We start from the raw sequence: 13511 nt of genomic DNA on the forward strand, positions 1-13511 counted from the left end.
TTCCTGTCGCGGGTGATCGGTTACTGGGTGGACTCGGCATTCGCCACGGATCGCATGGAAAGAAATTGTTCGCTCTGAGCAATCACGAGCAAAGTGTCTGACCAACGTCCGCCATGGGTCATCGTACGAGTCACGTTTTCGACAAGTGCGCGGTCGGATGTCATCACAGCGCGTCCCAATGCGTATCCTGTAAGCTTGCGAGCAAGCGTTCGTAGCAGGTCCTCTCGCCGAGGTCCAGCAAAATAACCTCGCAGGCCATCGATACCATCGATCACAGTACCGTCCCGTAGCATACCTACGGTGTCACCGGGCTTGAGTTCACTCGCAGGCCGAAAGCGTCCGATGGCATCGAATCGTTCCATGGCCATACCATAGGGGTCGATACGAACATGGCATCCGGCGCACTTGGCATCCTGACGGTGCAGTTCGGTGATTTCGCGGACACTGAGACCTGCCGGTGGAGTCTCAGGAAGGGGAGGCACCTCGGGCGGGACTTTGGGAAGACGCTCCCCGAGCATCTGTACGATCCAAGCACCCCGCTTGATCGGGCTCGTCCGGGCGGCCGCGGATTGTTTTGCAATCACGGCGCCAAAACCAAGAAACCCACCACGCCCATATACGGATACATCTTCAACCCGTCGCCATTGCGATCCTTCCACTCCCGGAATGCCATAGTGCGAGGCGAGCACATCATTGATGACCACTGCATCTGCATCGATCACGTCCGCCACTGGTCGGTCATTCATTAACAAGTCGATAAAGAATTGTACCGGTTCCTCTGCGAGCGCATCCCGCAGGGCTGGCGTGAATTCGGGGAAGTGCTTGAGGCTGCGTCCGTGATTGTCGACGAAGTCGCGCACGCCGAGCCAACGTCCTCCAAACTCGGCCGCCATTCCTCGCACCCGATCGTCTTGCAGCATGCGACGCAGTTGCTGCTCCATGACATCTCTTTGGTGGAGACTAGTGGACTTCGCTCGCAATTCTTCGTCCGGAATCGAATCCCAAAGCAAGAAGCTCAGTCGCGTTGCGAGCTCATGGCCTGAGATTGCTTGCCAACCAGCACCCAGGGAGGGTTGTTCGACGCGATAGAGAAACCACGGCGACGATAGGACACGTGCCAGTGCCGCACGCAAGGCCGGATCGTGTTTCGCACCCTCCTCTCGATCGGCGTGGTAGGATGCAAGGATCGCATCCCGTTCGTTCGCTTCGAGCGGACGGCGCCATGCTCGCTCCGCGAAGGCGAACAACGATTCGAGATGGGAACGCTCCGCAGCAACCTGGGTTGCTAAAAAGTCGGACGCTTCCCGTTTGATTTGTTTTTGGAACTCTTGAATGTAGAAGAACATGATCCGTGCACCGTCGTTGGGCTTGCGGTAATACTGGACGAGCCCTTCGTATGCGGCAGGAGTGTGAAGCGCTTGCTCGCTGACAAATTCGAGTTCGCGCCAGAGACGATCGATTTCCTTCTTGCCATCTTCGTCGAGCATCAATCTTTGCAGCGCTTCATCCTCGCGACGATATAAGAAAATGCTCCCCTGAGCATCACGTGGAATGATCGGCTGGAAGAGCACCGCCGGCGGAAAGAGACGGCGGAATTCCTTCGCAGGCTCCGCTCTTTTCGACGCCATTCGCGGATGCAGGATCTGAGCGGCATGCGGATCGTCAACAGATGCGATGGCGACGGGCTCAGCCAAATTCCCACCGCCCCCCGTCGCGGCGATCAGAAATGCGCAAACGGAGGCTGTCTCAGGACTCGCTTCATCGAGCCTCACGTCCGCTCGTAGAAACCGCGGCAGTACCAACGAGTTCAAAACCGCCTCGGGCAAGCTCCGCAGATCGATGACAATCTCGGCACCCGCGGCAGTCACGAGGGCCGTATCAGGAACAGGCCGACCTTGCGGGTGTTTGCCAAAACGAAGCCCCGACGCCTGTTCGATCGCAGCCCGTAGCACAGGATGCTCCGAAAAAACAAGCGGTTCACCATCTCCTCCTTCTAACCGTAGTCGGTCCCAAATCACATAGGTTTCGGATTGTGCCGGCAATGCAATGATGCGGAAGAGTGGTTCGCGGGCCGCCCCCTGAACCCTTTCGACATCGACCACGCGGCGCAATTCTTCCCATGCACGAAATCCGTTGCCCACGGCGAGCGCAGCATTCTTGCCATACCTTCCTTCAAACAACTGATCTTGCATGGCTTGGATCTGTGCGAGAACCGGTATTGGGTCCGTGCTCGCTTCCCGCCACTTCGCTCTTACCATCGCCAGAACGTCGGGTGGCAGTCCAGGATCGAGTGGAGCCGAAGGGACGTTGCCTAGATCCAACAACGCTTTCCCTAGTTCGGCAGATGCAGCATGCGAAAGCTCGAACGACACTCCATCGCTTCCGGACGGGTGAACATCGGCAACGCGACCGCTAATGTGCAATTCGCCATCGAAGGGACTGGTCCAACTGACCGTTACGGGTCGATTCGGACCCGGATGTACAAAGAATGACCGAGCTGGTAGGGACGTCCAGACATTTACCGGATTGTCTGCGGAGTTTACGAATACCGAGGGTTCTGCCCCCAAGCTCCATGACTGGAGCTCGGGTCGCCCCCCGTTGTTGTCACGTCGATCGGTTAAGAAAACCGGCGTTGAAGTGGTTTCGAAAAAGCTCCAACTTGCGCCGCGTTGATCGTTCGATGGATTTCCCGTCAGCAGATGGGGGACGAGGTCGCGAACACTCCACGTACGTTGTTCGCCGTTGGCTTCCCGAATTATCCAGTCTACCAGCGTGCTGTCAGCTCCGTGGCTTTCGTTTGGGAAGACGGTTAGAACGAGCAGTTCACCTCGATGAACGGAAACGGATTGTTCAAAGGAAACGGAGCTACCCTCTGCCACCTTGGATGCCGCGAGTGTCCTTTTGGCCGTAGTCCATTGCGAATGGATCTTCTCTCGGGCCGACTTCAAAAGGGATTGGCGACGTGCGTTTTCGATCTCAAACTGATCGGCTTTTTCTCGCCACAGCCTGGTCAGTTCATCGACCTCTGGAGACGAGCCGGACGTACTGGTGAGCCCATTCCACAGCACCGAGAGATAGGTTGGGTTGAGCTTTTCTTCGGCCGCAATAGAAACGATCGCCGCAGGGCCTTCTCGGATGATTCGCTCACGGTGCTTCAACGTTGCCGCAAGATGTGCAGCCAGAGGTGGCTCGCCATGGGGGCCCGCGTAACGCGCGTGGAATTCCCGAAGGGGACGAAGCGATTCCTCCACCCAATCAGGCCGATCAGCGGAAGGTGAAAAGCGGAAACCTTGAGGGAGGAGGACAACTCTCGATGCGACATCGCGAGCGGTTTGATGATAGCGCTCGACCAGTTCTGGAGTGACGGGCATGGCGTCGCCAACGTTTGCGAAACCTTCCCCTCCCACACTATCCGCAGGAAACTCGCGAACCTGCGTCGGTCGCATGTCGACTCCGGTGAGATCGCGGATTGCGTTATCGTATTCGGTATTGCTCAAACGCCGCAGTGTAACGGGACCTGGATCGCCAGAACGTGCACTCGCTTCCGCATCCAACGCCGAACGGATCCAGTTCTGAAGCAACTCATGTTCGGCCTCCGTGGGCTGCGGGGCATCTTCGGGTGGCATGTCAGCTATACGGAGGCGTTCGGCAACGTCACCAAGCACTCGTGGCTTAGCAACGATATCCGCGGCGCTATCAAAGCTAGTGAGATCGAGATCGTTGTCCGTGGGCTTCTGTCCGTGGCAATCTCCACAGAGCTTGATCAATAGCGGCTGGATCTGCTTCCCGAAAGAGTCCCGTTGCGATTCCGTAAGCACCGCGGCCGCGTTGGGCAGCTGAGCGAATATGGTGGTAGTGAACAGAGAGCAATAAAGCGTGGCAGCAATGAGGATCGAAAGAGATTGCCAAGCGAAGACGACGAGTCGAGCGCGAATGTCGATGGACTCAACGAATGAGAAACGGACCTGCTCGATGGCATGATTGCAATTCTCCTCGCGATGCGCAGGTGGGAAGCAATGAATGGGGAGGCATTTCACGGTAACGGCGAGACTCTCGGTGGGAGCGTATGCGGTGGGAGGGGGACATCACAGTAGGCGCGATGAGGAGGAACACACCTTCGGTCGCTAGGTGGTTCTGGCCCCATAGGAACGACGAAGCAACGCCAACATGGATTGTAGGAGATGGGATCAAACGTCGGAGTTGGAAAGCTTTGGACAACGATACAAGGTTCGGGATGCAAATCCCAACGGGTCGAAGAGATAGGACTTGCGCGGAGCCCATGGCCCCCAACGCCCCTGCAAACAGTCTAACAACAAGTACGGGGACATGTGTGATAATAGCCCCCGAATTGAGATGGGATATTGCATCAGTGCACTCGAATCATTCGTGAATAGCCAGTGAAACGATGCAAAAATGTCCAGCGGAACGAGTCGAAGCTGGCGAGTGAAACGGTTCAAGGCTGTTCCGTAGAACTGCTCGAAGCTGGTCTCTCGCATTGTGCGAGGTTCGCTAGCGGAACTGTTAAACGCTTGTCTCTCGCACGGTGCGAGGTTGGCTAGTGGAAATTTTTGAAGAGGTAATGGCAGAGGCGGCACACATCCATCACGATGCGGTCAAACATCTCGATGGGAATGGAGCTGCCGTAAAGCCCGTACAACCCCTCCCGTAGAAGCTGCGTCCCGCCGCTTTCATGTCCTTCAAAATGTAGACGCGGCGTCCCGCCGCGTGCTCCCGCGTGCTGCCGGCACAGAAAAGCGGCAAGATGCCGCTTCTACAGTCATCGTGTGGAGGTTGGCTCTCCATAAAACACAGCCAACCAAACCGTTGGCTGGTCGGGCGTAGTCCATTCAACCCGATGCTTGTGATGCGCAGGGATGTTGATGTAATCGCCGGGCTTCAACTCTCTGATATCGCCTTCAATGGACAGTCTTGCAGCTCCTTGCAGTACAAGGACCCATTCGTGTTGGTCTTGGTCGTACCAAAAGTCTTCAGGTGAAGAATGACCATGCGAAACGATGCGTTCGACACGAAGCTTGTCCGTTTCGAGCAAAGTTGTGAAAAGCTCGTCCGGTAAGTTCGAGGGAAGATTGGTGAAGAGGTTTGCAGTCATGCTCCAATTCTCTGCTCGATGAAACAAGCCAGATTCTTGGCATCGTCGGTGCCGATCCTCAAAGTGCCTTTTTTCAAATGCAAAACGACGCAATCACGGCCCCATATGTTCCAAACCCAACCGCCACGGATACTCATGTGAATACCCCAACCGTCCAAGAGTAAAGTCTGACCGACTTCGACCTTTACGATGTCGGAATACTGCAAGGTCTTGCGAAACAATGGGACGGGACCAAAGCGGACTGAAAGCATGTCGCCTTGGTCCTCAACGGTCAAGTGATGGAACGAAGCGGCAACGACAAGCATTAGCAGGCCAATGGGAGGGAACAGCCAAGGAATCGGTGGCGCATCTTGGATGAATACACCCAAAACAAGGAACACGGCGGAAAGTGCGTAGAGCAATAAGCAGAGTGGGGCCTTCTGAGTGTGGCAGTAGGCTGGAATTGCTTGGTTACGGGTCATAAATTGGCTTTGATTTGCTGCGAGCCTCTTTGAATAGCTCTACGCACTTCTCATAAGGGGCTTTCGCTAGTTTCCCGCCACGCAATCCGTAGTACCCAATGTGTTCAGGCAAATCAGGGTTGTTGAGTTCTTGCGATTGAATCTCCCACCAAGACCATCGATCAACTCCCGATTTGCGAATCAGATTAATGGCCTTTTTCAGGCTGTCGCAGGTGTAGAAAAGCATCTCGTCAGCACGGCAATCTTCCGGCGTTCCCATGATCTCGTGATGTAGGACGAGGAATATTTTCATGGAGTGCCTCAGGAATTCTCTGGATCGCCCCATCATTCTTCAACCGAAGAGGGACCTCTCGCCTTAATGAATTTGCAATCGATCCGCCACCAAGACGGAGTACCGTCTTTTTGAAGTTGGGATAATCGAGTCACTCGAATTAGCTCATATTCCTCCAGTCAGGCAGCCCCTTCCTCATTTCTTTCGTCGCCTTCTTCGGATCGAAGTCTTCGGAATCGAACTTACCTCCAATCCATTCCAGCATGTCCTCGTGTTGATCATGTTTTGGACTGCAGATTGCTTCCAATAGCTCATCGTACCCCCAAACACCACCACAGTCTTCTGGTGGGCAGGCTCGTTCCCCCTCCAAGCATAGTGGGTATTTCAATTTCGGATCAGCGGCCGGGGTTCCCTCGAACAAGATCTCGTGTTCCCAGCCGTCCCCGAAATCGTATTTGTACTTGAAGCCGAAGCGTTTGCCAGTCTTAGGTAGGACTCGACTGAGATTGGTCTTCGTCGAATCAACGCACTCGAAGTCCTCGAACCCGTCATCCAGCAGTTCGGGATCACCATAGCGTTTCCCCTCGATGTCAAAACGGTGCAGATGGCTGTTGGTCCAGCCCATTGCCGTCTGGATATGTTCATGGAGTTTGTCGAGCGTGCATTCTTCGACTTGGATGCGTCGCCAAATCGGCGGATTCGTTCCGAGCAGTGTGATCTTGAACTGGTAAATGCATTTGGTCGGTTTTGACTTCTTAGCCTTGGAGTTCGTTGGAGCGGTGGGGATCCCTTGGCTTTGCAGACAATCCGTTAGCTTCTTCGCCATGAAAAGCAGTCTTAGCCGTTGAAGTGGCTCGCCTTCAAGGAGGGCATCAGCCACGGCCTTCAAGATGCTAACGATGTCGGCCACCGTGAATGTTCCAGTCTCGGACTTGAGTTTTCTGTTCAGCGTGGCAGTCATGCCAAGAAAGTCCGCAGCGGCAGTTCGTTCTGCCTCGTCCAGAGGAAAATCTACAATGGTCTTTTTCTTGATTTGAAGCTGACCCGCGGCGATCAGGGCCTCGGCTGCGAATTCGGCCAAGGCCACCGATTGATCGGTGAGGTCTGTGTTGGTTGGTTTCTTCTTTGCCACTAAGCTCTCCTTACCCACCAGAGTCGATCACGGTTGCTGTTCGACCTCTATAGGTCGTGTTACCGCCTATGAGGGAAGTTAGTTTAGGAACTTACGATTGAACGTCCCCAGTTCTGTTGGAGTATCTGCCTTCAAACGTCGGCGTTCGCTATCCGGTAGTTTTCCACACGAGATTCAATTCTACCGAAAATGGTTGATGTCCCGTTGAATGTCGTGACCTGCGATGAAACGGAAGCTGAACTGCATACAAAGTTTTGAGCCCTATGCAAAACGGGAGCCGGATTGCAAATATCAACCTATCGCCTGGGTAGCACTTGCAACGCTGCCCCAGACCTGTATGCTTATTGAGATTGCCTATCAACAAGAACCCGCAACGTTGCGACAAGTTCTGGCTCAAGTTTGTTGGGCAATCGCCAAGCCAGCCACTGTATGCCACGGGTCGAAAGACACCTTCTAGGCAACTTAGCCAGCCAGGTTCATAGGGGAGCTCCATTTGTAGTGAGCCTCCAAATCACACTAACCTGGAGTGGGAAAGATGAATTGCCGATCTGCGGGCTCACGTAAACTCAGCGGTTTCACCCTTGTCGAGCTGTTGGTGGTTATCGCCATCATTGGCATCTTAGTCGGGCTATTGCTGCCTGCGGTTCAAGCGGCTCGCGAAGCGGCTCGACGAGCTCAGTGCTTGAACAATATGAAACAGATCGCCCTCGGGATGATTCAGTTCGAGCATGTGAACAAGTACTTCCCCTATTCGAGAACGGGATCCCTTTGGCGCACTCTCCCCTACATCGAACAGAACACCTTGGCTGAGCTCTTTCTAGCAGCAAAACATCCGACTCAGCCTTTTGGATTCAATGGTCAGCTCACGGTGGGATGGAGTCCAGAAATGCGAACCGCATTCGGAGCTCGAATTCCAAGCTTTCAATGCCCGAGCGCACCTTCGGACCGCGTCTTCACGTTAACCGATTCCCTCGGCTCATTCACTGTTCAATCCGCCGACTACGTCACTCCTCGCATTCCTGCGGTACGTCCTGCGGGGCATCCGCTCTGGTATCAATCGGGAGAGCCGCAGATGAATTTCAATACCGCCATGAGTCCACCCGATTCGCGGAGCGTTGATCCTACGCGCCGCGGTGCGAAGGCCGCATCGATCTCGGATGGCTTCAGCAACACCCTGATGTACTACGAATGCGCTGGTTCCCCAACTCGATTTGTTCGCGGTAAAGCGAAGCCATCCGGTTCGGTCCAAATCGCTTGGGCCGGAGCAGGGGATGGTGTCAAGATGCGAGCTTACCGAGCGGACAACTTGGAGGGGCTCACATCTCCTACCAACAGTGGACTCGGTCCCAACGGTTCTCCCACGCCTCCTTCTGCTCCAACAGACTCAAGCCTTCCTTCCGCATGGGAAGCTGCGATCGACGATGGTACCTACAAGTTCCTCAATCACACCAACAGTTCGCAACCGTACAGCTTTCACACCGGTGGCGTCATGATCAGTCTGTGCGATGGATCGGCGCGACTTCTTTCCGAGAGCGTAGAACTTGCAACGTTCTTGAACTTGATGCTGAGAGACGACGGCCAAGTGCTAGGTGAGTTTGAGTAAAACAATATGGGAACCTCAGGCGACGCGCTAAGACCTAGATTTAACAGAAAGTCATTCCTTGCTAAGCAATTTATTGTTTGGCATTGGACCAGTAGCGGCATTTGCCTCGTCTCCATGCTCTTTTTTTCCATCACGGGAATCACCCTTAACCACGCTTCAAGCTTGTCGGGCAAGCCAAGTACAACCGAGAAGACTTGGTCGCTTCCACCTGAGCTTTACCAGACGATCGTCTCCAACGAGGGGGAGAATGAATACGAAGTTGCAGTGAGCGAGATACCCAGATCCATTCGTGAGTGGCTCCAGCGAGAGTGCGGAGTGCGGATTCGAGGTTCGCGAAGTGAGTGGTCACGCGAAGAGATCTACGTCAGCTTACCAAGGCCCGGCGGCGATTCTTGGCTATCGATTGATCGCGAAACGGGCACGGTCACCTATTCCCTCACTACCAATGGAATGGTCGCCTTCCTGAATGATCTCCATAAAGGGAGGAATACTGGCTCGGAATGGATATGGTTCATCGATTTGTTCTCGGTCGCTAGCATTGTTTTTAGCCTAACGGGGCTTGGGCTACTTTGGGTTCATGCCAAACGACGGCCATCGACATGGCCGATGGTCCTAGCTGGCGTGATACTGCCAATTCTCGTTGTCGTCCTTTTCGTACACTAAAAAACTCATGCATAAATCACTTCAGTTAATCATTCCAATCGTGGCAGTGGCTCGGATGGCATCGAGCTCCGGTGCAGCAGATTTGTCTCTAACCATCGAAGTCCCGAAGCTTGATGTTGGCCAATATCATCGTCCTTATGTTGCCAGCTGGATCGAGAATGCAGACGGTGAGCACGTTACCGATCTAGCTGTATGGTACGACATCGAGATGAAGAATGACCAAGGAGCAACATGGCTGAAGGATCTACGTCAATGGTGGCGTAAAAGTGGCCGGTCCGCGAAGCTTCCCATCGATGGTGTCACCGGACCAACTCGACCGGTAGGTCATCACAAAGTGGACATTCCAAGCTCAAAGCTCAAGCTCGCGGCCAGCCCTCGCAGCGAGTACAGCTTAGTCGTCGAAGCTGCCCGAGAAGTGGGTGGCCGAGAATTGTTACGAATCCCATTCACTTGGGATGGTACGCAGCGGGTGGAGAAATCCATTTCGGGCAAATCGGAGTTAGGAACGATCAAACTTGTCATTCAATCAACCAAGGAATAGTACGAATATGAAGATGCGATTTGTCTTGGCCCTGGCCTTTGCAGCCTTGAGTGCCCACCCCCTTTACGCCCACCGCTTTTGGATTGTGCCATCGAGCACCGTCCTTTCAGGTGAGAAACCATGGATTACGGTGGACGCCGCAATCTCGAACAGCTTGTTCTTTGCAGACCACGCCGCTCCAGCCTTAGAAATGTTCTCGGTCGTCGGTCCCGATGGCAAGCCGGTGCCACTTCAACATGGAAACAAAGGGAAATACCGAACGACCTTTGATTTAGAACTTCCCATCGAAGGGACTTATAAAATCGTGACGGCAAGAAGTTTTCTTTCTGCCAGTTGGGAAGAAAACGGCGAGACGAAGCGTTGGCGAGGAACCGAAGAGAGCTTCGCGTCTGACGGGGTCAAAGACAAGCCTAATGTTCAAGTGAGTCGAAACGCTTCACGAGTTGAGACGTTCGTCACAAGCGGTAAACCTGACTCCTCCGCATTGAAGCCAACTGGGCAAGGACTCGAATTGGCTCTCGTAAAATCGCATCCAAATGACTTGTTCTCGGGTGAGAAGGCACGATTTGTTCTACTTGCCGATGGTAAGCCTGCGACGGGAGTCGAAGTCACGTTGATCCGTGGAGATGATCGCTATCGCACCGAACCGGGTGAATACAAGACGACAACTTCCGAAGATGGGAGTTTCGAATTGGAGTTCGAGGAAGCTGGTCGTTATTGGCTTAACGCAAGCACTGCTGGAGAATCCGAAGAAGCTGCTGGCAGCAAGAGCAAATCTCGCTACTCGTACACAGCAACATTCGAAGTCCTACCGCAGTGATCAATCTTCCGATCGAGTCTGAGGCGATCTTGCAGCGACGAGTGTTACTACCAAAGGAAGTTACACTCCCTACAAGCGGATGGCCATGTGCAACGGATTGCGTTCATCAACTTTCGGGCAACGCTATGGGAACGCGATGGTGCGTTCAGTATGCAGCCCCTCCGTTGCACGACGCCCCGGTCGTTTACGGGCAAGTTGAAGAGGTTTTCGGTCGCATCGTGCAGCAGATGAGCCACTGGGAGCCAAGCTCCAATCTAAGTCGATTCAATCGAGCAAGCCCAGGGACTTGGCATGCAATCCCGCACGAATTCTTTCAAGTTCTCAAGAAGGCGATCCAAATATCGAGCCTAACGGATGGAGCTTATGACGTAACGATTGGACGCTGGATCCATGCCGAAGGGTTTGGAGCCAAGTCCGAGGATTTCGGTGCTCTCACGGAAATGGATCCGCAGAAAGCTGATTCAGTTAGCACGGACGGTAAGTTAGGAGGATGGGCACGATTGCAGTTGAATTCGCAAACCGAAAGCATCTTCCAGCCGGGAGGATTGGCACTGAATTTATCCTCGATTGCGAAAGGCTATGCGGTTGATCTAGCATCAGACTGCTTGATGTCCCTCGGGTTACTCCATCACGTCATCGAACTCGGCGGCGAATTACGAGGAGAGGGGGTGAAACCAAATGGTCAGCCCTGGTGGTGCCTGGTCGAAAACACGACCAATAGCGAGTCACTTCCACAGACCATTGTCGCTTTGAACAGACTTTCGGTCGCAACTTCGGGAGATTCGGTGCACCATCGAGCTAAGGAAGATGGATCTCGAATCAGTCATCTTCTCGACCCTCGGAGCAGCCAATCGGCTTCCGCTGAAGTGGTTGCTGTTTCGGTTTTCCTACCAAGCTGCATGGAGGCCGACGCTTGGGCAACAGCCTTGTACATACTTGGAGCGGAAGAAGGAATCCGTTCCGCGAATCGCCATCGAATCCCGGTACTGTATACCGTGAGGAACGGCGAAGGCTTCGGACAGATTGCATCGGAAGCACTCGAATCACTTGAGAGTGATTAGTCCCGCTCTTCTGAGCCCGTAGGGTTTTCGACCGACGAACCAAAAGGGGCTCCATAAAATACAGCTAGCCGAACCGTTGGTTCGTCAGGCGTAGTCCATTCAACTCGGTGTTTCTGATGCGCAGGTATGTTGAGGCAATCGCCGAGCTTTCATTCTCTGACTTCACCTTCCATCGTAAGCGGTCGATGTAAAGTTCGATGTCGTGATCATCGATGTATCGGGAGCTTCGCTGCTTGACTGTTTGGCCTTGAGGAGAACACTGGACTTTTGGCTGTTGGTTCAATTGGTGCTTGTTCGTCAATGACTTGTTCTAACCACCGCTTCGCTGGCAAGATAGCATCACGCAGCATCGGGTCGTGGAAGGCTTTCAATGCTGTCGCTATCTTGCTCACGTTCTATTTGTCGCTTTGCTCTTCTGTTGGTAGCCAAGATACAAGGCTAGAAGCCTCGTCTACAGTAGATGCGGCGTCCCGCCGCATTTGAGCATCCGCCGAAAGCGAATAACTACCCATCGGCAATCCATCTGGATTCGCTGCAATGTAGGCTCCAATTCTTTCCAGAGACTCTGCCGATCGAACAATATGATCGAATGACTCTTTATGCCAGAACGATCCTTGACGCCCCAATCTCTTATTAATTTCTTTGGCCGTAAACGACTTCCATGAATGCAGAATACCCGAGAGTTGGTGCTCTCCCATGGGCGTTACAATCCCATGCACATGATTGGGCATCACAACCCATTCTTTGAATAGGTACCGGTTTCCTGCGAAATGGAGCAGTCCGTCGACGACGATCTGTCGAAGGCCAGCGTCTTTGAGCAAACACTCGCCATACCCTGCGTCCAGCCAATCGTGCATTCGCTTCGGAAATAGTTTCCAGTACTCCTTCTTCTGTTTGGGAGAATGAGGTTCAGGGTTTTCACGCAACCAAACATCTCGCTCCGCCAACCACAATCGAAGCTTTTCTTGCGGGATACTATCGGCGGTTCGATACGTTACGAAATAAGTTACTCCATCCTGTCGCCAATGCGGAAGATTGCCATCGAGATACGCAATCGATTCGCTCGGGTGAAAGAATCCAATTTCGTCGCCATGGAGGGGGTGAAAGCGGCGGGACGCCGCTTCTACGAGCCCAATCAAGAGTTCGGAATCGACGTCAGGCATTTTGTCAATTGGATCATCCATCAATTCATGACCTTCCATTTTGGGTATCTGCTAAACGCACTTTAGGCGAAGATCTATCGGAGTGCTCCCCAAAATCGAGCTTACATGTTACGAGAGTCTATGCGTATACGCCACCGACGGCCGCCTGCAAATCGATAACAATCAAGTCGAGAGGCTCATGAAGCGAGTCGCGATTGGGCGCAAGAACTAGCTGTTCGTCGGAAGCATGCGAGCCGCGATACGCAATGCAAGCCTTATTAGTCTGGTTGCCATCGCGCAGCGTCAGGAGATTGACATTGGGATGCACTTGGAGAGTTTGATCACACACACATGCTCCGAGGCAGCGCGAGTGCGGAGGAGTTGCTGCCGGATCGCTGGAGGGCAGCGCATCCAGAGGCGGTGCGAACCTACCGCGAGCAAGAGCGTCGCGACAAGGCTGATAACGCAACTGCTCAAACTGCGAAGAGTCGAATGCGAAGACAGCTTCGCAAATCGAAGCAGGGAACAAAGCCCCCCTACCGTAGAAGCGGCGTCCCGCCGCTTAAATGCTTGACAACAAAGCGGCTAGAAGCCGCTTCTACGTAGAATTGCAAAAGTCCAGCATCTCTGCATACGAACGTAAAAAAACTAAGGTAAGCCAGCGGGTCTTAAACGCAGGCGACACCACCGGTCTTTCCCGAAGATTT

The 13511-nt window shown here is 53.7% G+C and carries 12 protein-coding genes; 6 read left to right on the top strand and 6 right to left on the bottom strand.

The annotated features are described in order from the left end of the window. Positions 1–20: 20 nt before the first annotated feature. The 5 genes from VN12_RS07625 to VN12_RS07645 form a co-directional block, all read right to left on the bottom strand. Entirely contained in the window at positions 21–4037 is a 4017-nt protein-coding gene (locus VN12_RS07625; protein ID WP_146676265.1) for a DUF1592 domain-containing protein, read from the bottom strand. 740 nt (positions 4038–4777) lie between these two features. Then, complete coding sequence (locus tag VN12_RS07630; RefSeq protein WP_146676266.1) at positions 4778–5110, bottom strand: cupin domain-containing protein; 333 nt, start codon at positions 5108–5110, stop codon at positions 4778–4780. Then, positions 5107–5571, bottom strand: coding sequence for a hypothetical protein (locus VN12_RS07635; RefSeq protein ID WP_146676267.1), 465 nt, complete (start codon positions 5569–5571; stop codon positions 5107–5109). The genes VN12_RS07630 and VN12_RS07635 overlap by 4 nt, the downstream gene beginning before the upstream one ends. Continuing rightward, positions 5561–5863, bottom strand: a complete 303-nt coding sequence (locus VN12_RS07640) for a hypothetical protein (protein ID WP_146676268.1) — start codon at positions 5861–5863, stop codon at positions 5561–5563. The genes VN12_RS07635 and VN12_RS07640 overlap by 11 nt, the downstream gene beginning before the upstream one ends. 139 nt (positions 5864–6002) lie before the next feature. Beyond that, positions 6003–6974 (bottom strand): plasmid pRiA4b ORF-3 family protein, encoded by a 972-nt coding sequence (locus VN12_RS07645; protein ID WP_205855219.1) that lies wholly within the window; start codon positions 6972–6974, stop codon positions 6003–6005. Between the two features lie 535 nt (positions 6975–7509). Here VN12_RS07645 and VN12_RS07650 point away from each other — a divergent pair. From VN12_RS07650 to VN12_RS07670, 5 genes are all read left to right on the top strand, one after another. Further along, complete coding sequence (locus VN12_RS07650; protein WP_146676269.1) at positions 7510–8577, top strand: DUF1559 domain-containing protein; 1068 nt, start codon at positions 7510–7512, stop codon at positions 8575–8577. Between the two features lie 6 nt (positions 8578–8583). Next, entirely contained in the window at positions 8584–9240 is a 657-nt protein-coding gene (locus VN12_RS07655) for a PepSY-associated TM helix domain-containing protein (RefSeq protein WP_146676270.1), read from the top strand. 7 nt (positions 9241–9247) lie between these two features. Beyond that, positions 9248–9781: a DUF2271 domain-containing protein gene (locus tag VN12_RS07660; protein WP_146676271.1), complete on the top strand. Its 534-nt coding sequence runs from the start codon at positions 9248–9250 to the stop codon at positions 9779–9781. Positions 9782–9788: 7 nt separating this feature from the next. Continuing rightward, positions 9789–10601 carry a DUF4198 domain-containing protein gene (locus VN12_RS07665; protein ID WP_146676272.1) on the top strand — a complete coding sequence of 271 codons (813 nt, stop codon included), beginning with the start codon at positions 9789–9791 and terminating at the stop codon, positions 10599–10601. Between the two features lie 125 nt (positions 10602–10726). After that, entirely contained in the window at positions 10727–11662 is a 936-nt protein-coding gene (locus tag VN12_RS07670; RefSeq protein ID WP_146676273.1) for an FAD:protein FMN transferase, read from the top strand. Between the two features lie 395 nt (positions 11663–12057). Here the strand turns inward: VN12_RS07670 and VN12_RS07675 are convergent, their stop codons facing one another. Next, a complete protein-coding gene (locus VN12_RS07675) occupies positions 12058–12846 on the bottom strand; it encodes a transposase (protein WP_168164279.1) in 789 nt (262 codons plus the stop codon). A 61-nt stretch (positions 12847–12907) separates the two neighbouring features. Between VN12_RS07675 and VN12_RS26790 the strand changes: the two genes are divergently transcribed. Then, positions 12908–13036 (top strand): transposase, encoded by a 129-nt coding sequence (locus tag VN12_RS26790; protein WP_168164280.1) that lies wholly within the window; start codon positions 12908–12910, stop codon positions 13034–13036. The last annotated feature ends 475 nt before the right edge of the window (positions 13037–13511 follow it).

This window comes from Pirellula sp. SH-Sr6A, assembly GCF_001610875.1.
Taxonomy (GTDB): domain Bacteria; phylum Planctomycetota; class Planctomycetia; order Pirellulales; family Pirellulaceae; genus JBKCUI01.

Coding starts and splice junctions, on each gene's coding strand:
- VN12_RS07630 (WP_146676266.1), bottom strand. CDS start 5,110: ATGACTGCAAACCTCTTCACCAATCTTCCCTCGAACTTACCGGACGAG.
- VN12_RS07635 (WP_146676267.1), bottom strand. CDS start 5,571: ATGACCCGTAACCAAGCAATTCCAGCCTACTGCCACACTCAGAAGGCC.
- VN12_RS07640 (WP_146676268.1), bottom strand. CDS start 5,863: ATGAAAATATTCCTCGTCCTACATCACGAGATCATGGGAACGCCGGAA.
- VN12_RS07650 (WP_146676269.1), top strand. CDS start 7,510: ATGAATTGCCGATCTGCGGGCTCACGTAAACTCAGCGGTTTCACCCTT.
- VN12_RS07655 (WP_146676270.1), top strand. CDS start 8,584: ATGGGAACCTCAGGCGACGCGCTAAGACCTAGATTTAACAGAAAGTCA.
- VN12_RS07660 (WP_146676271.1), top strand. CDS start 9,248: ATGCATAAATCACTTCAGTTAATCATTCCAATCGTGGCAGTGGCTCGG.
- VN12_RS07665 (WP_146676272.1), top strand. CDS start 9,789: ATGAAGATGCGATTTGTCTTGGCCCTGGCCTTTGCAGCCTTGAGTGCC.
- VN12_RS07670 (WP_146676273.1), top strand. CDS start 10,727: ATGGGAACGCGATGGTGCGTTCAGTATGCAGCCCCTCCGTTGCACGAC.
- VN12_RS07675 (WP_168164279.1), bottom strand. CDS start 12,846: ATGGATGATCCAATTGACAAAATGCCTGACGTCGATTCCGAACTCTTG.